A 24,551-nucleotide genomic window follows, 5' to 3' on the forward strand; every position below is an offset into this window, starting at 1 on the left:
AGGGGGCAGGGGGCAGGGGGCAGGGGGCAGGGGGCAGGGGGCAGGGGGCAGGGGGCAGGGGGCAGGGGGCAGGGGGCAGGGGGCAGGGGGCAGGGGGCAGGGAGGGGGGAATGATTCCTTCCCCCTCTCCCTGCCCAAGAGCCTGTTCCTCGATGACTAGGCGGACAGAACAATACCATCCAACGAAGCTGCTTGTTTGTAAAAGTTAGCTTGCTGTAACCACACAAGAGTTGCTAACAGCCCTTACTGTGGTTGATGTAGCGTGAGTTCGACGAAGCTCTCTCTCCCAGCGCCTCCCTCTCAGAAACGGCTACAGCGTACACACAAGTCTTTTAAAGTTGCTGTGTAACGTAGGATGGGTTAATTTTTGCAGGGCGATGCAATAAAGGTGCAGGGCAATGCATCAAAGGTGCAGGGCAATGCAATAAAGGTGCAGGGCGATGCAACAAAGGTGCAGAGCGATGCAACAAAGGTGCAGGGGGATGCATCAAAGGTGCAGGGCGATGCAACAAAGGTGCAGATCAATAGACTTGTGTGTACACCGTAGCTCCGACACGGAGAGGAACTGGGGGAGAGGTCAAATAGACTTGTCGAACTCACATTAATGTACAGTCAAGGGAATCCCGTTATCTTTGGGTTTCAACTTGAGAATAAATGGCACAGCTTTCAATACCCAATCGGATACAGGTGTATAATTAGCAGCTTCTTCTCCAAAGCTAATAGAGAGCATATCTGTATGAATAATCCCTGGATTGAGGGGTATAGCTGCCATACCAGTCGGCAATTCTTGTGCCAAAGAACGAGTTAATCCTTCTATTGCCCACTTGGAAGCACAGTATGGTGCAACTTGGGCTGAAGTAGAACGTCCCCAGCCAGAACTAAAGTTAACAATAATACCCCGTTTGTTTTTCACCATTGCTGGTACGAAATGGCGAATTATATTCGCTACTCCTTTGATATTGATATCTATTAGATCGGAAAATTCTTCGGATGGTATTTCCCACAAAGGTGCTGGGTAATTAGTAATTGCCGCATTATTAATCACTATATCTGGTGGTTCATATTTGTGAAGTATATGTTCTGCCCATTTTTCTACTTGCTGTTCATTTGCCACGTCTACAGATGTGAAATCGTTGGGCGCACTAAACTTCTGGCTTATTTTCTGGATAGCATCTGATGAACGAGCGCAACCAATAACAGTATGTCCCTCTTGAATAAAACGCTCGGTCATTGCATAACCTAGACCTTTGCTTATGCCTGTAATTAAGATGAGCTTAGTCATATTTTTCTGCTATTAAACGTATCATTTGCAAACTTTTCGTGGGGAGCTATTTTGACCAAATGCCCTGCATATTGTAAACCAATAACAAATGCACAACCCGGCTTTGCGTCTTCTCTTAACCCTACTGCTAGGATCGTTATGCAAATTGCAGCCGTACGTCAATAAGAAGCAAGTGCGATCGCTGCTTCTAACACTTTGCTAATATGACCTGCTGAAATTAGCAATTTTGGGCTAGGGCGTGTTTTAAAAGTCTTAGATCCCCCCAACCCCCCTTAAAAAGGGGGGCTAAAAATCTCTTCAAGTCCCCCTTTTTAAGGGGAGCCAGTGCGGTCTTGGGGGTTTCCCCCATGAGCAACTGGCGTGGATTTAGGGGGATCTAAAAAATTAGAAGGCTAAACGAGTAGTTTGAAAACACGCCCTAGTCGAGTACTAATGAAACTCAAAAGCATTTGGATAATTTTTTAACTTTGCAGTGAGAAGTACTTAAAGTTACTTAATGCATCAAACGCTACCCACTTTCATGGTTAGCGCTAGGATAGCTATGTATTTTATTAAAGTATAAATATGGCTCAAACTTTTTACGTAAATCCAGTATCAGGCAGCAATACTAATCCAGGTACTCAACAAGCCCCCTTCAAAACTATTACGCAAGCCCTGAAGGTAGCTACTGTTGATACCAAGATTCAACTGGCAGATGGTAATTACAATGCGGCTAGCGGTGAAGTCTTTCCGTTAACGATTCCATCTGGCGTAACAGTGGTGGGTAATGAAGCCAATAAAGGCAATGGTATTTTAATTGAAGGAAGTGGTAGTTACCTGAGCCGTACTTTTGCTGGTCAGAATGTCACATTTGTACTGCTGGATAAAGCTGAACTGCGGGGAGTGACTGTAACAAATTTGGCTAGTCGTGGTAGTGGTGTCTGGATTGAATCAACTGCCCCTACTGTTGCTAATAGCACCTTCATCAACAATAAGCGGGAGGGAGTATTTGCTACAGGCGATGCTAACCCAGTGATTCTAGGTAATGCGTTCAGTGAGAATGCAGCTAATGGAATTGCGATCGCTAAAAATTCTAAAGGTCAAATTGAAAATAATACCTACTTCAAAACAGGTTTTGGCATTGCCATTAGTGATACTGCATCACCCATCCTTCGAGATAACAGAATCTATGAAAACCGTTCTGGGATTGTCATCTCTGGTAGTGCCCGTCCCGTATTACGTAATAATGTCAGTGAAAATAATACTGATGATGGGATCACAGTAATTGGAACTGCTCTACCGGATATCGGCAGTATCAATAGTCCAGGGGGCAATACTCTACGCAATAACGGTAAATTTGATTTGCAAAATGTCAGTTCCAATAAGCTGATTTCTCTAGGAAATAAAATAGATGCGTCTAAAGTCGCCGGAAACATAGAGTTTGCAGATAGTTCGGTTCCAACACCGACACCAACGCCAACTCCAACGCCAACTCCAACGCCAACTCCAACGCCGACACCAACACCAACACCAACGCCAACTCCAACTCCAACGCCGACACCAACGCCAACGCCAACACCAACGCCAACACCTACTATTGAATTAACAGATATTGCGAATCATTGGGCAGGTGGGTTTATTCGGGAATTAGTCAAATTGGGGATAGTTAATGGTTTTCCCGATCGCACATTTAAACCCGATGCGACGATGACACGCGCACAATACGCGGCAATACTGGTAAAAGCTTTCAACCCACAACCAAACCGTGCAGCAATCAAATTCAAAGATGTACCAGCAGACTTCTGGGCATCCAAGGTAATTCAGCAGGCATATCAAGGTTCATTTCTCTCTGGTTTTCCCGACAATACCTTTAGTCCCAACAAAAATATTCAGCGCGTGCAAGTGATTGTCTCTCTGGTAAATGGATTGGGGTTATCTAGTGATGGTACGGCAACTATTAAAGTTTTCGATGACCAAGCCAACATTCCTGAATATGCCAAGGATGAGGTAGCAAAAGCTATAGATAAGGAAATTATTGTCAATTACCCAAACCTGAAACAACTTAATCCTACCCGCGATGCTACACGCGCTGAGGTAGCGGCGATCGTGTATCAAGCATTGGTAGATGCTGGGCGTGTAGCAGCGATCAATTCGTCTTATATAGTGACTGCTTGAGGGAGGCAGGAGGCAGGGGGCAGGGGGCAGGGAGCAGAGGAGCAGGGGGGCAGGGGAGCAGAGGAGCAGAGGAGCAGAGGAGCAAATCATTTATAGGACAATGAGTTCAGTTAAGTATTTTTTCCTTCTCTTCCTTTGCGTTCTTCTCTACGAAACCTAATGCGTAGCCTGCTTCTGCGTAGGAGTATGCGTTCTTTGTGTTGGCCTACGGTAGTTTTGCGTCTGCGTTAAAAAAATTGACTTTGATAAAAAGTTAAGCTTTAATCCAAGTGTATTTAGCGATCGCCACCAAATATTGACTGCTTTTAACGGTGTTTTCACCTGCCCCACTTTCCTGGAAACCCAAATTAAATGAGGCTTTCTTAATTTGGAATTTTGAATTGGTATTATTACTATGTTCCAGTAATAGAATTGATAACGAAGGCTTGGTAAAGTCTTCAACTCTCAAAAGATAGAAGCTTTAGTAGCAGATTTTACCTCTAAAAAAACAAAAATCTGTATTCAAAGTAAGCTTGTAGCATATAAAACGCTTGTAAGATTTTTATGACTTCCCGGATTCGCTTTTTAATGTGCCCTCCTGACCACTACGATGTGGACTATGTGATTAATCCTTGGATGGAAGGGAATATTCACAAGTCATCGCGCGATCGCGCCGTGGAACAGTGGCAGGGACTACACCAAATCCTCAAACAACACGCCATTGTAGACTTAGTACCACCTGAAAAAGGCTGGCCTGATTTGGTTTTTACCGCCAATGCGGGCTTAGTTCTGGGCGATAATGTCGTCCTCAGTCGCTTTTTACACAAAGAACGTCAGGGAGAGGAGCCTTTCTTCAAACAATGGTTTGAGGCAAATGGTTATACAGTCAATGAACTTCCCAAAGATTTGCCCTTTGAGGGAGCAGGAGACGCACTACTAGATCGGGAAGGACGCTGGTTATGGGCGGGATACGGTTTCCGTTCGGAATTAGATTCTCACCCTTATCTGGCTAAATGGCTGGATATTGAGGTGCTATCCCTGCGATTAATAGACGAACGTTTCTATCACCTGGATACTTGCTTTTGTCCTTTAACAAATGGCTATTTGCTTTACTATCCCGGTGCTTTTGATTCTTACTCCAATCGCTTAATTGAAATGCGAGTCGCACCAGAAAAGCTAATCGCAATTGAAGAAGCCGATGCAGTCAACTTCGCTTGTAATACGGTGAATGTGGATAGCATCGTCATCATGAACAAGGCGAGTGATGCTTTGAAAACCCGCCTTGCAGATGTAGGTTTCCAAGTGCTGGAAACACCTCTAACGGAATTTCTCAAAGCTGGTGGTGCGGCTAAATGCTTAACTCTGCGGGTTACAGAACCAGTTCGAGATGAAATTCACGCCAATGTCTCAGTAGAAAGCCGCGTCATTCGCATGGAAGGACATTTGCTAGATGCTGGCTTAATCAACCGCGCCTTGGATTTGATTATAGATGCCGGGGGAAGTTTCCAAGTCCTGAATTTCAACTTGGGAGAACAACGGCAAAGTACCTCAGCCGCAGAGGTGAAGGTATCAGCACCATCTCATGAGGTGATGGAAGAAATCATCTCAATGTTGATTGATTTGGGTGCAGTAAATTTACCTCATGATGAGCGAGATGCTATCTTGGAGCCGGTAATCCAAGATGGTGTTGCACCTGATGATTTCTACGTCAGTACAATTTATCCCACCGAAGTGCGAATTAATGGTTACTGGGTGAAGGTAGAAAATCAGCGAATGGATGGCGCGATCGCTATTACTCAAACTCCTACAGGTTTAGTTGCTCGGTGTAAAATACTACGCGATTTAAAAGTTGGCGAACAGGTAATTGTAGACGTTTTAGGTATCCGCACCATCCGCAAAACCGAATCGCGGGAACTCCGCAGCACCCAAGAATTCAGCTTTATGTCGGCGGGAGTTTCCAGCGAACGGCGCGTGGAATTAGTCGTTGAACAAGTGGCTTGGGAATTGCGTAAAATCCGCGATGCTGGTGGTAAAGTAGTTGTCACGGCTGGGCCTGTGGTGATTCACACTGGTGGCGGCGAACACTTGGCGCAACTGGTTCGGGAAGGATATGTACAGGCGTTGCTGGGTGGGAATGCGATCGCAGTTCACGACATCGAGCAAAATATCATGGGCACTTCCTTGGGTGTGGACATGAAGCGGGGTGTCGCCGTTCGTGGTGGACACCGCCATCACCTGAAGGTAATTAATAGTATCCGCCGTTATGGCAGCATTCCCAAAGCTGTGGAGGCGGGAGCAATTAAAAGTGGCGTGATGTATGAGTGCGTCCACAATAATATACCTTTTGTGCTTGCGGGTTCGATTCGGGATGACGGGCCTTTGCCTGATACCCAAATGGATTTGATTCAAGCACAGGAGGAATATGCCAAACACCTAGAAGGCGCGGAGATGATTTTGATGCTGTCATCAATGCTGCACTCAATTGGTGTGGGGAATATGACTCCGGCTGGGGTGAAGATGGTGTGTGTCGATATTAATCCAGCTGTGGTGACTAAGTTAAGCGATCGCGGTTCTGTAGAATCGGTGGGTGTGGTGACAGATGTGGGATTATTCTTGAGTCTGTTGATTCAGCAGTTGGATAAGTTGACAAGTCCTTATGTGAATAAGGTAGGTTAAGAAAACGTAGACGCAAAGACGCAGACAAAGGGAAATGACAAGAGTAGCTTTTAGTGAAGAGTTGCAGATTAATTGGGTCAGTTTTATCGCTGATTTCTTGTTGGTAGGAATGGTTTTTGGCCCGCCTATCGCTCCCTTTTTGGCTGCGTCTGGAGTGTCTTTGCTTCCTGGAATTGCGGACATCATTTATTTCATGGGTAATCATGTATGTCCGCAACCAGATATGGGGTTAGATTTAGCACCACCGTTTATTATGGCTGTGTGTATGCGCTGCTACGGCACTGTCACGGGTTTGCTAATTACTCGTCTACTATATGGGGTGACTGGTGGTAAGGGATTTTACTGGTTAAGTCAGTATGGCTGGAGTGGTGTGGCGTTAGCTAGTGTGCTAATGATGGCTTATCCTTTGGAATTAGCAGCACAAGTTTTTGGTTTGTGGAGTTTCAATAACTATCTGGTTACGCCTTTTGGGTTAATTACGGGTTTGGCGTGGGGATTATTTACCATGCCTATATTGCATGGGTGGCGGGTTGCCAGCCGATGCATTAATAATGAGGCTTCAGCATAACTTTTGCGTAGGCGTAGCCCGTCGTAGACATCGCTTAGTCAGCATTGCCTAAATTGCTGCTTTGACAGTAGTTAGCCGCTTATGATAGGACTGACTTTTTGCGGCCGGGACGCTTGTGTTCTGATTTTTGCTAGTTGAACCGGAAGCTTCCACGTTGCCACAGATCAACATAATCACACCCATTGTTTCGGAAACTACCATCTGGCAGGATAGTATCGCAGAACAAAGTACTATCCAATTTAGTACCATTCATGGAAGAGGCACGCAAACAAGTGCCATGCAAGTTAGCAAAACTCAAATTCGCATTGTCCAAAGTGACGTTTCTGAGTCCGGCCTCAGCAATATTAGCCCCACTGAGGTTAGCTCCAAGAAGATTAGCCCCGTCCAATCCAGCTTGAAACAAATAGCTGTTACTCAAGTCAGCTCCAATCAAGTTGGCACCTTCCAAAATAGTTTGATTGAGGATGGCTCCACTCAAGTTAATTCCACTCAAGTCAGTCAAGCTTAAATCTTCATCAGACAAGTCAACCCCGATGAAATCTCTCTCCCCAGCAGCGTAACGTTGTAACAATTCCTCAGCAGTCATACTTCCTTTTTATTACTCAAAAACATAATCTTTACTCGCAGCAGAGCTGCAATGAGGAGCAATGGATTCCGATAAAATCCCTGTCATGGCTGCGGTGGTGAAGAAGATAAAAGAGCGATCGCTACCAGCCAATAACTGCTAATGTTGATACTTTCGCAAATTCCCGATCCGCCGTTACTAGGTTCGCAATTGCCTGAAGCGCCATCGCTGCGATGATTGCGTCAGGTAGTTTGAGCCGATATTGCTGACGAAGTTGGATAATTTGGTCAATTAACATCGTATCACTAGCCGTTAGACTAACAACTTCGACTCGTTGGATAAATTGCTCAAAAAGTTGGCGATCTCCCTGACTCAACCCAGAAAAAGCTAGAAATTCAATTTTACTAATAATTGAAATCCCGATCCAATCAGCATTTTGTAACAGTTGCAGCAGTTTTGAATTACCTTGTAGCAGTGCTACGATCGCATTTGTATCCAACAAGTAGCGACTACCACTCATCCCGCATCACCTTTTGCATGGTTAATGCATCTCCCTCCCAGACCAATTTCCCTGCAAGATCGGAAAAATCATAATCAGATTTTTGTGTTTTGTCTGATGCAACTGGATTCAGAACAACCACAATATTGACCTGTCCAGGCGCTAGCTGTGTTGGGATATCAATATGCAAATGTCCCGACGCATCAACAATTGTCGTCAGTTGAAAAACTTCCATTATTATCCCTAGCTATTGAACCTGGTTTTATTTTAATGCGATCGCACCCTTTAACTAATAGCCTTAGCCAAAGTCACTAATTAGCGATCGCTAGTATTTACAGTACTAGCGATCTGTTTGTGATTCTTATCGTTTTATACTGCTTGTACCTACTTCCACCTTCTGCGCTCCTTCAACGATTTGGTAAAGTTTGTGTTCAAATTTTTGCATACATGCCGACCAATCAAATTCGAGTATAGAGGGGCGAGCGTGTCTAGTCATATCTGCTTTCAAATCGGGATTTTCCAGAATCGCAATTACCTTTTGGGCGAAATCTGTAGGATTGTTAGGTTGGGCAAGGAAGCCGTTACGACCAGGAAATACCTGTTCTGAGGTTGATGGTGCAACAACAGCAACTAGAGGGGTTCCAGACGCTAATGCTTCGTTATTTGTCGTGCAGAAGTTCTCGGTGACGGAGGGGTTAACAAAAACATCCGCTCTGGCAAACCAACCTAGAAGTTCTGTACCATGAGACTCGCCCCATACAGTAATACCCGATCCAAACTTTTTAGCACGTTCGCGGATCTCTTCATCTAGCGGGCCACTACCAACAATTACCAGATGAACATCAGGAATTTTGGCAGCTATGACTGGAAAGATATCAAGTAATTGGTTGACATTCTTTTCGGGTGTGATGCGTCCGACAAACAACAGAGTTGGTCGGTTATCGTTAGGAATTGGGTTATAACAAATGTTTCGCGGGTGGAATTTTTCGCAATCGATACCTTGATAAGCGACATATTCAGCGCGTTGGCATTTCAGCTCTTCGTATTTAGTCAGTTGCTCTTTAGAAGAGAAGTAATTGAAGTCATAAGACTCACTAAATTGCTTGACTAAAACGGGAACGATGGGACGAACTAAATTGAAGAACCTGTCTCCAAAGTAATATTTGATATACGCAACGATATCTGTATGGAAGAGCGATATTATTGGCGTGCCTGTTCGTTTTGCGTATTGAGTGCCGATAGGGCGACCATAACCTTGCAAGAAAAATGAGTATAAACCTCTCATTTGTGCTGCTTCTTCAACCACGATAATATCGGGTTTGAATTTCTCCAGCAACTTGGTATCGCTCCAATGTCGATAGTTCAACGGTTGAGGAAGAGACTTATAGAATAGCAGTGGTTCTGTGGGGAATGCGTAAGCAGAGAAGTTGGGGAAAGACTGAATTTCCTCTAAACCTACCATAGGGCGATCGCCGACATTTTTGGGGTAGCGATCGTTGATTTGCGGATGGATTAGAAAAACCTCATGTCCCTGCTCTAGCAACCAACGAACTCGTTGGTGAACTGCAACGGAAACACCAGTTAAGAAAGGAGCGTACAATCCTGTAAACAGTGCAATGCGAAGTTTTTGCTTAGTCATAATAAAGGGGAATATTTCACAAAATTGCTGGTTTTTAACTTAGGATTTACGCAGCAAATGTTTGATGAACATCCTGATTATTTGGCTCAGAAATTCCCACTAATACAGTTAGACTAAGGATTTACGCATTGTCAAATAGCTGATATTTTCGATTTTGAAGTGGATGTTTATAGTGCTTCTAGTTTGTGTGCAATAGAGTCCGCTCTCTCTGTTTATAGAAGAGATGCTTTGAGGCACTCCCCTGACAGTAACGCTTTCCTATCTTCTTAGGCTACGGTAACAAGTCCTTCTGACCCACTCTAACTGCCTCGATGTTTTGGGCTACAGTGTACACACAAGTCTGAAAGCTGATTAAGCAGGGTTTTACCCCACCCTAACCCTCCCCTTATAAAGGGGAGGGAACTAGATTTGTTTTTCCCCCCTTTATAAGGGGGGATTAAGGGGGGTAATTCGACTTGTGTGTACAACCGGGGGTAAATTCAGGGTTTGGGCTTCATTACCAAGATGTGTGTACACCGTAGCTTCTTAAGAGAGAGTTAGAGAGAGGTATGGAAAAGGTTGGAGATTAAGTAGACTCAATTGCAAACACGTATATAAACCTGGGTTATAAGCTCTAAAAACATCCAAAATGCTAAGTCAAAATTCCCCTTAATATATTTGTCTAAACCCTTGTAAAAAATGTAAATTCGTTTTGATAATCAACAAGTAAAAACGTATATTTTTACAAGGGTTATAGCTAATATACTTCTACTAAATATAAGATAATATAATTTGAAGACTAGGGAATGTTTAGTGTAATAACTTTCATGCCCTAGTTGATATTTAGCGATTTAATTCAAAGAGAAACCTTGCTATTAATAGGCTGATCCAACCATTGATAAGGGCGATATTCCACTAAGCGGATATTCCAAGGCCCTTTAACGCGATAGCTGACACCGCGCCAGGTAACTGTTGATGTCCACAGGGATGATAGCATCGCTAACCCATAAACCCACTGTGTCAACGGAATCCCAATCAACATTTTAATGATTGTAGCAGCTGATAATTTGGCGATCGCCTGGTCATTAGAGCGAACCACTCGCTGTATCTCTAATTCCAACACCAGCATTATCAAGAGTAATCCAACAGTGTAAACTCCATAGCAGACTAACAACAGAGCCGCAGCTTCCCATTTTGCCTCTAACAGCGACTCTAGAACTAACACACTCAGTAGAGTCGGAAACAAAATGCTAGAAACAGCTTCACTAACAAGAGCTAACCAACGGGGATGATACAGTCGAGAAAAAAGGATAAGGCGCTTGAGATAGTCTATTAAGTTGAATAAATCAGTCTCTTCACGATTGACTATTAACAGTGAAGGCACAAACTTTACCTGAAAACCATGTTTTTTCAGGATGTCGTGCATCATAAAATCTTCGCCTAAAGCTTGTCCCCACTTATCTAGCAGTTCTGTTTGGCGAAGCACTTCTGTTTTCACAGCCAAAGTTCCACCCCAAGGAATCTGGAAGATAAACATTTGCACTACTGTGGAGACATTGCCGACGTACCGCACTAAAGAACCCCAATATCTACCTGTTGGTACGTACCACCGATTGCCGGTTGTTGCTCCGACTTTCGCATCGCCTAGAGGACTGACTAATTCTCTGAGCCAATTCAGATGAACTATAGTATCAGCATCGACTAAAGCAACCACTTTGTAGGAGTCGTCCAACTCTCGGACAGCTTGGATTAAAGAACTGCATTTGAGACTACAATTGTTGCGTACTATTCTCAAAGGGCTGATTTGAACGTTGGTTGCTTCTTGCTCTGTGATGGTTTCACTAGCAATTTTCCAGGCAGGATCTTCGTGACTATCAACGATTAATTTTAAATCATACTGTGGATAGTTTTGATTTAGGAGCGATCGCAAACATCTAGGCAAAAACGGATCGGCTCCGCGTAAGCAAAGAATTACTGCTGTTTTGGGTAGCTGGTCATCTGGTAATAAGTTTTTTTTAGACGAGCGCAGATACCATATAAAGACAAGCGTAAAACACACCTGAATAACCAGCCAACCCATCAAAGACTTAGACAGAAATATTGCCAAATCTTCCATTAAATTTTTAATCTCCGACAGAATGAAGGATTGGGCATTGGGGATTAGGCATGGGGCACAAGAGGCAGAGGGGCAGAGGGGCAGAGGGGCAGAGGGGCAGAGGGGCAGAAGGGCAGAGGGGAAAACTTACTACAACTTCTCCCCTGCTCTTTTGCCTCTTCCCCCAATCTCCAGGCGCTTTTACGAATCAAGCGAATATTTCATGATGATGTTGACTGTTGTATTTTTGTTGACAGCAAAACTGGCATCACGAAACTTTGGTGTACCTGTTTGTATGGACACAGTTGGATTTTTGGAAATCCCAAAACCTTCTTTGGGAATACCGAAAAAGTCTTTATTGAGTTTGCGATCGCCATTTTGATCGTCAACCACAGCGACAGCATAAGTTCCAGGTTTCAAACCGGAGAATTCTTTTTTTACAGAAGTGCCATTAATCTTAGCGCAGCCACTTTGAGCTTCACTAGTACTACTCATCGGAAATCCTTTTTCGTTTGCATAAACTCGGAAGCAAATCTCACCTTTTTGGTGATGTATTCCATTTACTACAACATTAAGTGTTGCAGTTGGCTCTGCGTTCACTGTTTTAGCAAAGCTGATGCTCACTAAAGTAGCAAGCAAAACATGAGATAGTTGAGATAGTTTCAGCATAGTTTTGTAGTCAGAATAGGTGATTTTGATTCGTTAAAAGTGTGGATTGTTGGTTTTTTATTGATGCTTTTTGCCAGCTTTTCCAAAGTCTTGGCAGCACTATTAGCAAATCTTTCAGCAAAAGATATTCTGTCCCTTTTAACTGCTGATGTAGACTTATATGACAACATAGCCGCTCATTCAAACTCAGGCTACTACGCCATATAGAGAGTATATACTCCCAGGTTATTCTCCAATGGGGCAATAAAATTCGTCCTTTCTTTGCTGAATCAAACCATACTGCATACCCATAAAAATCGGGGAGCATACTCAATAATGGTTTTTTGGTTTTGTCAGCAAACACCAAGTAATTTGGAAAGAACATACTCATTGATTGTTGCGGATGACTTCTGATGAAAAACAGGTATTCAGGGATTTCATAAAACCTACCGAGAATACCAAGTCTTAACAAGAGAATTCCATCTGCATTACCATAACCACCCATAGGTGGTATCTTTTTCAAAACACTAGCGCGAATTACCCCGTAACATTGATAACATAAATGCTTGGTTAGCAATTCGTGAAAACGCTCCTGTGGCTTTAGTGCATCGGCCTTGACTTTGATATCGTAATTTTGGATAAAATTCCCCTGTTCATCAATGAAATATGCCTGGGAATGACACAAGATTATAGTAGGATCTTGGTCAAGCACCTCGACACACTTCTTGATAAAATCTGGAGAATGTAGATCGTCATGGGCTGCCCATTTAAAATACTCACCCGAAGACAGTTTCAAGACGCGATTAAAGTTACCAGCACAACCGATATTCGTGTCATTGCGGTAGTAACAAATACGTTGGTCTTGCTCGGCATAAGCTCTACAAATTTCCTCAGTTTTATCTGTCGATGCGTTATCTGAAATAATAAGTTCAAAATCTTCAAAGGTCTGAGCCAAGAGTGAATCTATAGCTTCTTTGATAAATTTTTCACCATTGTATACAGGTAATCCGATGCTCAATCGTGGCTGATTGCTACTCATAGAAAACAAGTATTCGGAAAATCTGTGGATTAGTTTACGCTTAATCGTAGTTAGGTAGATGCAACGTAATAATTCAGAATTCAGGAGTCAGAATCCAGGAGTCAGAATCCAGGATACTTTGATACCAAGCTGAATCATTTCAAGTAAATCAAGAGTCTTCTAGCTTCTTAATTTTGCAATCATTCTGTTAGCGGTAGGGGGGTGTTTAGCCCATTTTGACTCACCTCTCCTGCCGGAGACGCTGCGCGTAGCTTGCTTCCCCGGAGGGGTACGACTGCGCTCGGCGACCACCTGACTCCTGAGTTTTCAAAAATCTATGAACTATTTCATCAAGCTTTGAATATCTGTTTTTTGCAGCCATTCATGTGTTTGCTGCATTCCTAATTCTAGGTCAACTGCTGGTTTGTAATTTAACAGATTTTGGGCTTTAGCAATGGAACAAGCATAAGGACGAGTCATAAAATCTATGGACTCTGGTAAAATATCAACTTTTTTCCGAAAAAGTTTTTGTCCTTGAACGCGTAGCTTTAGAAACAACTTGATTTCATCTTTCGATAATGAAAGGGGTGCTTGCAAATCTTCCATTGCTGCTAAACGCATAAAATACTCTTTCCACGAAGTTTCTTGTCCATCGGTGATATTAAATATTTCACCGTAGATTTCTTTTTCTATCGCGAGAAAGATGCCATCAATCAGGTTATCTATATATACATGATTGATTACTCCTTTAGCATCATTGGCACAAGCAAATAATTTTTGGCGCATCATCAGAATTGGTCTGACTATCCAGGGAATACTTCCTGGGCCGTAAACATCTCCGGCTCGAATAATGATGATCCCAAAATCTGAGGGATTATTAAGTTCTAAAAGTGCTGTTTCGGCTTCTATTTTCGTTAGACAGTAGGGATTATTGTCGCCAGAGAGGGGGCCGGATTCTGTAACACCATCAGGATAGTTAAAACCGTAAACCATCACACTAGATAGATGCACAAATGTTTTGACACCAGCTTGTTTAGCGGCTTTAGCCATGTTGACAGTCCCGCCAACATTCACATCACGAAAATGCTTAATTGCACCAGCTTCTTCGGCAATTTGCTCTGTATGTAAAACGATATCTACTCCCTGACAAGCCTTTTGAGCAATCGCAGAATCGGTGATACTACCAATAATTACTTCTACACCTAAATTCTGTAATTGTTTGTTTTGTTCTGTAGAACTTTGCAGTCCCCGAACCTTCATTCCTTGCGCTATTGCTAACTCGGCTGTACGCAAACCGACAAATTCATTAATTCCGGTAATTAGGAGAGTTTTGTCTTTGAGGTTCATATAGTAAGGGTTATACCAATTTTGGATTTTTGATTAAAAGAAAAGTGCTAGCTTTGATGGTTTGTAGTAAGCACTAAAGTACTTAGAAAATAAGGAATAAAGTCCTTACTACGAACTTGCTTGTCTTTAACAAGTTACTCCGAGCCAGTTATTTTGGTTAGAAAATATCTCCCGGATCTGCGGAGCGGAGTTTATTGATAGCAAGCGCTCCTGATGTGATACACATTAAGACTGTTGAAGTTAAGACAATAACTGCATTATTAGTGGTCATCATTATTGGTAGTTTAGTTGCTTCTGCTGCAAAACTATATAACAAGACAGAAGTAATAAATCCTGGGATATAACCTAAGATTGCCAAAATCAAAGCTTGCTGAAATACCACATTTAATAAATAGCTATTGGCATAACCTATAGCTTTTAAAGTGGCATAAGCAACGAACTGTGTAGCAATATTGCTGTAAAGAATTTGATAAACAATAACCACACCAACGACCGCAGCCATTGTCAACATCAAGTTAAGAATAAAACCAATGGGTGTTCTGACAGCCCAATATTTTTTTTCAAAATCAATGAAGCCTTGGCGGGTAAAAACTTGGACATCATTAGGCAAACTTGCTTGTAAATTTTTCAGTACTGTTTCTGCATTAGTACCAGGTTTGAGGGAAATCAAACCAATATCAATCATATCTGCCGGACGAGTATTGGGATTTATCCTCAAGAAAGTGGAGTCACTAACAAGTAAATTTCCGTCTACACCAAAGGAAGGGCCTAATGTGAATAAGCCACCAATTCTGACTCGATAACCAATTAATGAATTGAAGGGAAATATTTCAATTGTCTGTGCAGTCTCTCCCGCATTAAATTTTTCAGCTATTGGGCCAAACTCTGGACGAGAACCCCGATCGAAAAGCATGACATCAGGAGTTTTGAGTTTATCTAAATTTCTCTCAACTTCCGGGAGATTTATCACAGGTCTACCCGGATCGAAACCAATAACATATATTGAATATTTCTCACCAGTTGCCGGATTTTTCAGTTTGGCAAATTGCAAATACATGGGGCTAACTGACTCTACGCCATCAAACCCCAAAGATTGATATAAACGAGTCCGCGAAAAACTTTGATTTGAGGTCAAAGATTTATATTGCGAACTAACTAAAAATAAATCTCCCTTGAGATTCTGGTGGACTGCGGTTGCACTGGAATAGAGGGCATCTTGAAAACCAAGTTGCACAAACATTAGCAGCACAATAAAACCAATCCCGGCTACAGCTACTAATAAACGAACTTTTTGCTGGGCTAGCTGTAGCCATGCTAAAGGAATTTTGAAAATCATGGATTTATTTATCAATTGTCAATTGTCATTGGTTATTTGTCATTGGTCATTTCTTAATGACCTATGCCCTATGACTAAATATGAATGGCGACATCCACTTGTAAATTAGTTAAACGAGCGACCTTTTCACTATCTGCGGGATTATCGATGGAGATTTTCACTTCCACTATTCTGCGGTCTGTATCTGAACCAGGGTTGAGGCTAAAGATGTTTTGCTTGTCAACTTGCCAACCAATCTCTTTCACAGTTCCTTTTATTGTTCCAGTAAATGCAGTGCTGGTAATTGTGGCTTTTTGTCTTACACGCACTTTTTGAACATCGGTTTGATACACCTCTGCAATCACATACATTTGAGATGTTTTACCTATCTCAGCAAATCCTCTGGTGGTGCTGATAACTTCTCCGGTTTTGGCGTGAATTTTCAAAATTTTGCCATTGATGGGAGATTTGATGTAGCTTAAATCCAAGTCGGCTTTTGCTTGTTGAACAGAAGTTGTTGCACTATTGACTTCGGTTTGTGCGACTTGAACATCTACACCACGCACTTCGCTAATACTGGTGAGTTGCGCTTCTGCTTGCTTGCGTTGTTCTTGGTATGTGTCTTGAGTCCGCTTGAGAGTGGCTTGAGCTTCTGTTAGTTGCTGTTGTGTAGTCTTTAGTTGCAAAGCTTTGGTATCTGCTACAGAAGCCGCGATCGCACCTTGTCTATATAATTGCTGATAGCGATTATTCTCGGCTTGAGCGTTGTCTACTTCTGCCTGGATGCGGTCGATTGTCGCCTGTTGTGTGGCAACGTCTCCTTTATATTGTGGTTCTAACCGGGCAATTACAGCCTTTTGAGCATCAACATCTCCGGTTTTACCTCCAGATTTAACCTGCGCTAATTTGGCTTTGGCAACTTGCAGTTGGTCTAAAGCCTGTTGTAATGCGGTTCTAGAACGACCATAATTTTCGAGATAGGCTAATAATTGCCCTGCTTTAACCGTATCTCCTTCTTTCACCAACAGTCTGTCTACTCGTACCCCATTATTAGAAGTAGGAGCCGTCAAAGTAGTAACTTCGCCTTCTGGCTCCAAACGTCCCAAGGCAGTCACAGCAACTTTCGCAGGCGTGGCAGCTTTTGGAGGGTTGGCTGGCGCTGTCACAACTTTCGGTTTAGACCAATAGGGTGTCAAACTATAGAAAGCGATTAATCCAGCCGCTAAAGTGAGAGAAGCTGCTAAAATTACTTGCGATCGGCCTACGGGTTTTCTGAATAATCGACTTTCTTTATTTACTGCCATATTTTCATTCCAATTCTGCTTTTTTAAGGGATATCCTGGTTATATTTAGTCGATTAGAATAGACCATCCGCAAATTACCAAGAGGGCTTTTCCTCTAGGTTTTCTACCTTAAATTAAGTGGGTGGGTCTAAATTGGTTTTATATGAATTGTTGTACGCTTTTACCGCCCAAACTTACTATTGTGGCGTGAAAATTAATGGCGTGTTACTTCAAAGCTTCCTAAGTTATATCCTAATTTGATATCTAATCCCGTAGCGTAAAATACAATAGCGCTAGTCAGAAAAGTTAACTTTCAAGAGCAACGAAGCGCTAATAAAAATGAACTCAAATTTGGAATAAACTTGTCATTAAGTATGACGTAAAAATTGAATTTTGTCAACCAAATAACTTTGTATAAATCCTGATTCTCTCACTAAAATACTTCCTCACAGTAAGATTAGATGCTTAAAAATTTACTTGTCACTAATCCCTTGTTTAGCAATTGAATACCAACAGATAGTTAGTTATTAAGCAGATTTGATATTACTAACAGATTATGATTAGCAAGGTTGTGTACTATAAGACATTATTATTGCTTTTGATTCTACTAATTCAATGCATGAAGTGATACCTTTGCTGAGTTAAATTAACGTACATCTAAAAATACATGAGTATACTGTGGCAGACGTTAAAAGGGCGGTTATAAAACGCATCTATACAGGCAAAACCCACCTCCGTGGGTTTAAAACACCCAATTTTTCTTAGTCCGCCTCCGCGGACTACCCTGCGGGAAGCCGCAAAGCGTCTATGTTTGTGTAGCCGCGAATTCCATTCGCTTTCTAAACACCATTTTAAATCATGCAATCATGATTATGTTTATCAAGTAACATACTAAAAATTAATATTTGCTTTATAAATAACCGCTTTGCTTTTTAACTTGACTTATATTGAAAAATAACCAAAAGCTTTGATTAAATTATGATGTTTCTCTGAAAAAACATACTTATGGCTATTCAATTTATCGATGTATTGATTGAATTGTGACTTACTAGACAACAGATTTGCATTGTTAACTTAATTCAGGACAAACTTATGGCTAACTCATAGACAACAAAATCTTTCACACATTTATAGAGTGATAAATTATACTTTTCTGGCTAATTTTATTCAAATCAACATCAGTAATTGCGGATGTTTGTTTATGAAATAACTTTAAAGAAATGATTTAGTTTCTGTAAAGTATGCTAGTGTTTTTATTAATTCAATGCTTTAAAGTGGTTATACAAACTAGTTATTCAATTGAAATTTTTAAATTAAAAATAACTAAAGATAACTGCTTTGTCATTACCTTGTAACCGTTTAATTACTTGTTCAAGTTATATAAATTCGGATTAAAGGTGGTGTCTTTTGTGTAACAAGCTTGTCAACTTTCCTGCTTCAAATAGCATAAAATATATTATCCCGGACGTTGAAACTGGCTATGACATTGAACAAGATACAGAACGTTGTCATAAACAACAGCTATGTTGCTGTGGTTAGCCTAGATAATCAAATGCTTTTGGGTGAAAAAACGTTTCTGTTCTCTTAGCTACTCCTCAGTTCCCATCACTCCAGTAGGATACCATTACTCAAAATCTTTACCATTACAAATGGATTAAATTCACTGGTCAAGCAGCTATTACACTCCAAGACTATTTTACCAGTTTTAACAACGTCTTTGACCTATTGCCACAATTTAAAGAGTCTAGCGTTGGATAACATTTTTGTGCGATGTCTACGACGGGCTACGCCTACGCAGTGTGCCAGAGCCGTCTGGAAACATCAGGATTTACCCTGGCAGTATGTGTCGTGTGGTGTCGATTTGGAAACAAGCATTTAGCGGAGATAGGATAGCTAACTGCTTACAAAACGAGAGTTTTTCATTATTTAGTAGGCAACAGAAATTACTGTAGCTACACAATCCACAGTACTCACTATGCCCTATGTCTGCTTATTCAATTGATACTGCCTTAGCGGAGTTAGAAAGCCTTGTCAATAATTGTGAACAGGCTGTGATTAAGTCTATCGAGGGAAAAAAAATGAAATCGGATAAATCAGTGTCTATCAACAAAATTAACAGACAATTACAACACAATCCTATCGCCATTGTTGGAATGGCTTCTTTATTACCTAAAGCTAGAAATTTACGGGAATACTGGCAAAACATTGTAAACAAAATTGACTGTATTACTGATGTTCCTTCCACTCATTGGAGTGTCGAAGATTATTACGATCCTAATCCCAGAACTACTGAAGATAAAACCTATTGTAAAAGAGGCGGGTTTATTCCAGAGGTAGATTTCAACCCGATGGAATTCGGTATTCCGCCCAGCATTTTGGAAGTTACAGATGTATCGCAACTATTAAGTTTAGTGGTTGCGAAAGAGGCGATGGAAGATGCTGGTTATGGCGAAAAACGTGAGTTTAACCGCGAGATGGTTGGGGTAATCTTAGGTGTGGCGATGGCCAAGCAATTAGGAATGCCACTTTCTGCTAGATTGGAATATCCAATTTGGGAAAAAGCACTCAAAAGCAGTGGTTTATCTGACGAAGATACCCAAAAAATCGTTGATAAAATCAAAAGCGCTTATGTAAAGTGGGATGAGAACGCTTTCCCTGGAATGTTAGCTAACGTAGTCGCGGGTAGAATTGCCAATCGCCTAAATTTTGGTGGGATGAATTGTGTAGTTGACGCGGCTTGTGCTAGTTCCTTTGGTGCTTTAAAAATGGCAATCAGCGAACTAGTTGAGCATCGTTCTGACATGATGCTGACTGGTGGTGTTGATACCGATAACACCATCATGGCTTACATCTCATTTAGCAAAACACCGGCGGTTACTCCCAGTGAAAATGTCAAACCTTTCGATGCTAAATCTGATGGGATGATGCTGGGTGAAGGTATTGGGATGATTGTCCTCAAACGGTTAGAAGATGCTGAACGGGACAACGATAAAATATATGCCGTAATTAAAGGTATTGGTACTTCCAGCGATGGGCGTTACAAGAGCATTTATGCTCCTCGCAAAGAAGGTCAAGTCAAAGCTTTAGAACGCGCTTATGAAGATGCTGGCTTCTCTCCCGCTACTGTTGGTTTGATGGAAGCACATGGCACCGGCACAATGGCTGGAGATCCGACAGAATTCGGTTCTTTAAAAGACTTCTTTGATGTGCATGATGACAAAAAGCAGCACATCGCTTTGGGTAGTGTGAAATCACAAATCGGACACACAAAAGCGGCTGCGGGTGCGGCGAGTTTGATTAAAACTGCTTTGGCTTTACATCACAAAGTATTACCGCCGACAATTAACATTACCGAACCAAACCCCAAACTCAACATTAAAAATTCGTCATTCTATCTAAATACTGAAACCAGACCTTGGATTCGTCCAGAAGGCGAAGCGCCAAGACGCGCAGGTGTGAGTTCTTTCGGCTTTGGCGGCACCAACTATCACGTTGTTTTGGAAGAATATGAAGCTGACCAAAACGCCGCTTACCGCTTACACAGTGATGCTAGTGAAGTGCTGTTGTTTGCTCCTACAGTAGAGCAATTGTTGAGCAAATCGGAAGATATTTTAGGTAAGTTGCGATCGCCAGATGCACCCAGACACTACTCACAATTAGTCAATGAGTGCAAATCACAACAAATTCCCCTCTCTGCTCCCCGATTTGGGTTTGTAGCTGAGAATCTCGAAGAAGCTTGCAAGTTTGTGCAAACTAGCATTGACTGGCTGAAACTCAAAGGGTCAGCAGCATCTTGGGAACATCCCCAAGGGATTTATTACCGTTCCTCTGGTATGGAGTTGGGCGGAAAAGTTGTTTCTCTATTTTCTGGCCAAGGTTCGCAATACTTGGAGATGGGACGCGAACTGGTAATGAATTTTCCTTTGATGCGCCGTCTTCATGGCTATATGGATAGCCTGTTGCTCAAAGATAATTTGCAGCCGCTTTCAGAAATCGTTTTCCCTCATCCTGTGTTTGGAGAGGTAGAAAAAAATGTCCAAATTGCTGCCTTACAACGCACAGAATACGCTCAACCAGCCATCGGGGTGTTGAGTGCAGGGATGTATAGCATACTGCAACAAGCTGGATTTAAGTCAGATTTTGTTGCCGGTCACAGCTTTGGTGAATTAACAGCGCTATGGGCTGCGGGTGTTTTGAGTACAGAAGATTACTTGTTCTTAGTGAAAGCTAGGGGGCAAGCAATGGCTGCACCCGAAGATCCGGATCATGATGCGGGAAGTATGCTGGCTGTCAAAGAAGATATCAGCAAAGTAGAAGCAGTGCTGAGACATTTTCCCCAAGTTGCGATCGCTAATCAAAATTCTCCAACTCAATTTGTCTTGGCTGGGCCTACCGCAGAAATAGCGAGAATCAAAGACGCTTTACACGAGAAAGGATATACGGCTGTATTGCTACCTGTTTCAGCAGCGTTCCATACACCGTTAATTGCCTTTGCTCAGAAATCCTTTGCGATCGCCACCAAGTCTGTCAAATTCCAAAGTCCCAAAATCCCTGTTTACAGCAACGTTACCAGTAAGCAGTATCCCAAAGAAGCCCAAGGTATTCAAAAAATCCTCGAAAGCCACCTTTCCAACTCGGTGCTGTTTAAGCAGGAAATTGAAAATATCTATGCGGCGGGTGGTACTTGCTTTGTGGAATTTGGGCCGAGAAGAATTCTCACCAACTTAGTCAAAGATATCCTTGGCGATCGCCCTCACATCACCGTATCTTTGAACCCTAGCGTTCAAAAGAATAGCGATCGCTCTTTGCGAGAAGCAGTTGTGCAGTTGCGGGTAATTGGTATGGCTTTGAATAACCTCGATCCTTACCAACTTCCCCAAACTATCCCCCCAATTGAGACGAAGAAGACATTAAATGTCCGTTTAAACGGCATAAACTACAGATCCGAAAAAACGAAAAATGCCTTTGCTCTAGCTTTACAAGATGGGCATAAAGTTACATTACCCGCGCCCGAATATTCTGAAGCGGCTCCTTTATTTAGCAGCCCAGGTGTAACTCCACCTGTAGCAGTGATAGAAACTAACGGACATAAAAAACTTACCCCAGCAATGAACGGTGTGACTGCTAGTATCATCACCCAGCCAGAGCAACAGATGAATCCTGTTACCCTGTCACAACCAGTCCAGGAATCTAAGATGCAACCAACACCAGAAAAACTCACAAATTACGAACAACTTTTAGCAAGTTTAGAATATCTCCTGACACAGTTTCAGGAAAATCAAGCCGAGAATTTACAAGTTCACGGTACTTATCTCAACCATCAAATGGAATACGCTAAAGCGTTTTTCCAACTGATGCAGCAGCAGAATTCATTGTTGAGTGAAAGTAAATCAACAGCCGAAACTGCCAAAATCAAGTTAGTTGTCATGGAAAGCTTAGAGCGTAGCATGATGCAGTTTCATTCCCAACAAGGTGAAACTCTACGCATCCATGAGCAATATCTTCAAGAGCAGTTGGAATATACTAAGAGCTTTTTCCAACTCATTCAGCAAGAGTATTCTCTAGTCATCTCAGGTGAGGGAGCAACCCAACTAACAGAAAAACTCAGCAATTTCACTCCGTTCACTATAGAAACAACTGTTAGTGATGCACCCGTACCCGCTACTACCAAGATAGTAGAAAGCCAGCCTTTGCCTGTAACTGAGCCTGTAGCTAAAAATGGCTTAAATGTTACCCAAGCACCTCTCCCGGCTGCTGTAGAGGCTGTAGCTGAAACTCCTGTATCCTCAGAGACACGAGCGATCGCGTCTCTACTACCCACACCGCATTTCGCCACTGTCGAGACAGTAGAGCCTGTAGTCGCGCCACCTGTCCCAGTAGTAGAAGAACCTCAAGCCGAGGTTGTAGTCAAAATTAGCTCACCTCCAGTCAAGGAAGTTGTTGCAGAACCAGCACCTACAACTGCTGCACCTGTATCTGGCGCAACCATCGATATTGTTGACTTGGATAAAAATCTCTTAGCCATCACTAGCGACAAGACAGGCTACCCAGTCGAGATGCTGGAAATGGACATGGATATGGAGGCAGATTTAGGAATTGACTCCATCAAACGGGTAGAAATCTTAGGGGCGCTACAAGAAATGTACCCCAGCCTACCCAAGCCTAACTTAGAAGAACTGTCAGAAAAACGCACCATCGGTCAGGTTGTAGAGTATCTGCAATCCCACGCTTCCCAAAGTGTTTTGGTAGAAATTGCAGTTCACGAAGTACAACAAGCAACCGAGACTCCAGTAGAGGCTGCACCAGTAGTTGAGGTAGTTACTACATCAGAAGTAAGCGTAGTTGTCGCATTCACCCCAGAACCAGAAGCTGCTCCCGCTACAAGTGATGAATTTGCAAACTTAGGCGAAACCCTGTTAGCCATCACCAGCGATAAAACTGGTTATCCAGTCGAGATGCTGGAACTGGAAATGGACATGGAAGCCGACTTGGGTATTGATTCCATCAAACGGGTAGAAATCTTAGGGGCGATGCAAGAAACGTACCCCAACTTACCCAAACCAAATATCGAAGAACTCGGCGATCTCCGCACCATCGGTCAAATAGTTGATTACCTACAGCAGTTGGCTGGAGGTGAAAAAAAAAAGTCTGAACCTGAGTTTGTCCAACAGCAGCCACCGGAACTAGAGCATAATATCCAGCGCCATCTCGTCAAACTCAGAAGTCTACCACAGCCCGATTACTTGGATTTTACGTTACCAGAGGGACACATCGGTTTAATCACTGATGATGGTTCCCTCACCACTTACAAATTAGCTGAATCCCTAATCGAGAAAGGCTGGAAAGTAGTAGTTATCAGCTTCCCCCAATCGCTCATTGCTCAACAAGCGCCCTTACCCACAGGAGTAACCCGCGTCACCTTAGCAAACTTGAGTGAAGAACATCTTCAACAACAATTGCAAGCGATCGCATCTCACTGCGGAGCGATTGGGGCCTTCATCCATCTCCATCCGATGTTTGTAGGAAATCACACCGGGAGTATTTCTTATAACGAATCGGAAAAGGCGATCGTCAAGCACGTATTTTTGATGGCGAAACACCTTAAACCTTCCCTCAACGAAGCCGCAAAACATGGACGTAGTTGTTTCTGCACAGTAGCTCACCTCGATGGAGCCTTCGGTTTAGAGTACAAAGTTAATTTTGGTGCGATCGGCGCTGGTTTATTTGGATTAACCAAAACTCTGAGATGGGAATGGCCAAAGGTGTTTACTCGTGCGATCGACCTAAGCCCCAGACTTGATGCTAAACAATCAGTACAAAACATCATCGCCGAACTTCACGATCCCAACCTTTATATAAGTGAAGTTGGCTACGGCTCACAAGGACGAGTCACCATTATCGCCGATTAAAAAGTTGATTAACGCCGTGTGCAACTTTCTCTCAAACCTAACCCCCAACCCCTTCCCTACAAGGGAAGGGGAGTAAGAATCAAAGCCTCGGTGTA

Annotated in this window: 17 protein-coding genes and 1 pseudogene; 5 read left to right on the forward strand and 13 right to left on the reverse strand. The window is 42.5% G+C overall.

Annotated elements, in window-relative coordinates:
- Nucleotides 1–332: 332 nt before the first annotated feature.
- Nucleotides 333–512, reverse strand: a complete 180-nt coding sequence (locus V7K84_RS32765) for a hypothetical protein (protein ID WP_334844473.1) — start codon at nt 510–512, stop codon at nt 333–335.
- Nucleotides 513–601: 89 nt separating this feature from the next.
- Complete coding sequence (locus tag V7K84_RS32770; RefSeq protein WP_334844475.1) at nt 602–1,282, reverse strand: SDR family oxidoreductase; 681 nt, start codon at nt 1,280–1,282, stop codon at nt 602–604.
- Between the two features lie 564 nt (nt 1,283–1,846).
- On the opposite strand from V7K84_RS32770, the gene V7K84_RS32775 reads away from it, so the two are divergent.
- Nucleotides 1,847–3,436, forward strand: coding sequence for a DUF1565 domain-containing protein (locus V7K84_RS32775; protein WP_334844477.1), 1,590 nt, complete (start codon nt 1,847–1,849; stop codon nt 3,434–3,436).
- A 253-nt stretch (nt 3,437–3,689) separates the two neighbouring features.
- Here V7K84_RS32775 and V7K84_RS32780 read toward each other — a convergent pair whose 3' ends face one another.
- Nucleotides 3,690–3,884, reverse strand: a complete 195-nt coding sequence (locus V7K84_RS32780; protein WP_334844479.1) for a hypothetical protein — start codon at nt 3,882–3,884, stop codon at nt 3,690–3,692.
- Between the two features lie 95 nt (nt 3,885–3,979).
- On the opposite strand from V7K84_RS32780, the gene argZ reads away from it, so the two are divergent.
- Both argZ and V7K84_RS32790 read left to right on the forward strand, forming a co-directional pair.
- Nucleotides 3,980–6,091, forward strand: a complete 2,112-nt coding sequence (gene argZ, locus V7K84_RS32785) for a bifunctional arginine dihydrolase/ornithine cyclodeaminase (RefSeq protein ID WP_334844481.1) — start codon at nt 3,980–3,982, stop codon at nt 6,089–6,091.
- 34 nt (nt 6,092–6,125) lie between these two features.
- Nucleotides 6,126–6,659 carry a DUF2085 domain-containing protein gene (locus V7K84_RS32790; protein WP_334844482.1) on the forward strand — a complete coding sequence of 178 codons (534 nt, stop codon included), beginning with the start codon at nt 6,126–6,128 and terminating at the stop codon, nt 6,657–6,659.
- 130 nt (nt 6,660–6,789) lie between these two features.
- Here the strand turns inward: V7K84_RS32790 and V7K84_RS32795 are convergent, their stop codons facing one another.
- The 10 genes from V7K84_RS32795 to V7K84_RS32840 form a co-directional block, all read right to left on the reverse strand.
- On the reverse strand, nt 6,790–7,245 hold the full coding sequence (locus V7K84_RS32795; protein WP_334844483.1) for a pentapeptide repeat-containing protein: 456 nt from the start codon (nt 7,243–7,245) through the stop codon (nt 6,790–6,792).
- Between the two features lie 121 nt (nt 7,246–7,366).
- Nucleotides 7,367–7,744, reverse strand: coding sequence for a type II toxin-antitoxin system VapC family toxin (locus tag V7K84_RS32800; RefSeq protein WP_334844485.1), 378 nt, complete (start codon nt 7,742–7,744; stop codon nt 7,367–7,369).
- On the reverse strand, nt 7,734–7,958 hold the full coding sequence (locus tag V7K84_RS32805; RefSeq protein WP_334844488.1) for a hypothetical protein: 225 nt from the start codon (nt 7,956–7,958) through the stop codon (nt 7,734–7,736). Before V7K84_RS32805 ends, V7K84_RS32800 begins: the two co-directional genes overlap by 11 nt.
- Nucleotides 7,959–8,084: 126 nt before the next feature.
- Nucleotides 8,085–9,362 (reverse strand): glycosyltransferase, encoded by a 1,278-nt coding sequence (locus V7K84_RS32810; RefSeq protein ID WP_334844489.1) that lies wholly within the window; start codon nt 9,360–9,362, stop codon nt 8,085–8,087.
- Between the two features lie 835 nt (nt 9,363–10,197).
- Entirely contained in the window at nt 10,198–11,457 is a 1,260-nt protein-coding gene (locus V7K84_RS32815) for a glycosyltransferase (protein WP_334844492.1), read from the reverse strand.
- 180 nt (nt 11,458–11,637) lie between these two features.
- Nucleotides 11,638–12,105 (reverse strand): DUF2141 domain-containing protein, encoded by a 468-nt coding sequence (locus V7K84_RS32820; protein WP_099103171.1) that lies wholly within the window; start codon nt 12,103–12,105, stop codon nt 11,638–11,640.
- Between the two features lie 10 nt (nt 12,106–12,115).
- Nucleotides 12,116–13,123 carry a glycosyltransferase family 2 protein gene (locus V7K84_RS32825; RefSeq protein WP_334844494.1) on the reverse strand — a complete coding sequence of 336 codons (1,008 nt, stop codon included), beginning with the start codon at nt 13,121–13,123 and terminating at the stop codon, nt 12,116–12,118.
- A 321-nt stretch (nt 13,124–13,444) separates the two neighbouring features.
- Nucleotides 13,445–14,449: an NAD-dependent epimerase/dehydratase family protein gene (locus V7K84_RS32830; RefSeq protein WP_334844496.1), complete on the reverse strand. Its 1,005-nt coding sequence runs from the start codon at nt 14,447–14,449 to the stop codon at nt 13,445–13,447.
- 157 nt (nt 14,450–14,606) lie between these two features.
- Entirely contained in the window at nt 14,607–15,785 is a 1,179-nt protein-coding gene (devC, locus tag V7K84_RS32835; RefSeq protein ID WP_334844873.1) for an ABC transporter permease DevC, read from the reverse strand.
- Nucleotides 15,786–15,859: 74 nt separating this feature from the next.
- Entirely contained in the window at nt 15,860–17,068 is a 1,209-nt protein-coding gene (locus tag V7K84_RS32840; RefSeq protein ID WP_334844498.1) for an ABC exporter membrane fusion protein, read from the reverse strand.
- A gap of 1,459 nt (nt 17,069–18,527) precedes the next feature.
- Here V7K84_RS32840 and V7K84_RS32845 point away from each other — a divergent pair.
- Both V7K84_RS32845 and V7K84_RS32850 read left to right on the forward strand, forming a co-directional pair.
- Nucleotides 18,528–18,805, forward strand: a pseudogene (locus V7K84_RS32845) (hypothetical protein).
- A gap of 224 nt (nt 18,806–19,029) precedes the next feature.
- Entirely contained in the window at nt 19,030–24,456 is a 5,427-nt protein-coding gene (locus V7K84_RS32850; protein WP_334844501.1) for a beta-ketoacyl synthase N-terminal-like domain-containing protein, read from the forward strand.
- Nucleotides 24,457–24,551: the final 95 nt, after the last annotated feature.

Origin of the sequence: Nostoc sp. (assembly GCF_036917315.1) — a bacterium.
GTDB lineage: Bacteria > Cyanobacteriota > Cyanobacteriia > Cyanobacteriales > Nostocaceae > Nostoc.

Excerpts from the sequence above, each read along its gene's own strand:
- V7K84_RS32770 (WP_334844475.1), bottom strand. The coding sequence starts at position 1,282 with ATGACTAAGCTCATCTTAATTACAGGCATAAGCAAAGGTCTAGGTTAT.
- V7K84_RS32805 (WP_334844488.1), bottom strand. The coding sequence starts at position 7,958 with ATGGAAGTTTTTCAACTGACGACAATTGTTGATGCGTCGGGACATTTG.
- V7K84_RS32830 (WP_334844496.1), bottom strand. The coding sequence starts at position 14,449 with ATGAACCTCAAAGACAAAACTCTCCTAATTACCGGAATTAATGAATTT.
- V7K84_RS32850 (WP_334844501.1), top strand. The coding sequence starts at position 19,030 with ATGTCTGCTTATTCAATTGATACTGCCTTAGCGGAGTTAGAAAGCCTT.
- V7K84_RS32840 (WP_334844498.1), bottom strand. The coding sequence starts at position 17,068 with ATGGCAGTAAATAAAGAAAGTCGATTATTCAGAAAACCCGTAGGCCGA.
- V7K84_RS32800 (WP_334844485.1), bottom strand. The coding sequence starts at position 7,744 with ATGAGTGGTAGTCGCTACTTGTTGGATACAAATGCGATCGTAGCACTG.
- V7K84_RS32815 (WP_334844492.1), bottom strand. The coding sequence starts at position 11,457 with ATGGAAGATTTGGCAATATTTCTGTCTAAGTCTTTGATGGGTTGGCTG.
- devC (WP_334844873.1), bottom strand. The coding sequence starts at position 15,785 with ATGATTTTCAAAATTCCTTTAGCATGGCTACAGCTAGCCCAGCAAAAA.
- V7K84_RS32790 (WP_334844482.1), top strand. The coding sequence starts at position 6,126 with ATGACAAGAGTAGCTTTTAGTGAAGAGTTGCAGATTAATTGGGTCAGT.
- V7K84_RS32825 (WP_334844494.1), bottom strand. The coding sequence starts at position 13,123 with ATGAGTAGCAATCAGCCACGATTGAGCATCGGATTACCTGTATACAAT.
- V7K84_RS32810 (WP_334844489.1), bottom strand. The coding sequence starts at position 9,362 with ATGACTAAGCAAAAACTTCGCATTGCACTGTTTACAGGATTGTACGCT.
- V7K84_RS32820 (WP_099103171.1), bottom strand. The coding sequence starts at position 12,105 with ATGCTGAAACTATCTCAACTATCTCATGTTTTGCTTGCTACTTTAGTG.
- V7K84_RS32795 (WP_334844483.1), bottom strand. The coding sequence starts at position 7,245 with ATGACTGCTGAGGAATTGTTACAACGTTACGCTGCTGGGGAGAGAGAT.
- V7K84_RS32775 (WP_334844477.1), top strand. The coding sequence starts at position 1,847 with ATGGCTCAAACTTTTTACGTAAATCCAGTATCAGGCAGCAATACTAAT.
- argZ (WP_334844481.1), top strand. The coding sequence starts at position 3,980 with ATGACTTCCCGGATTCGCTTTTTAATGTGCCCTCCTGACCACTACGAT.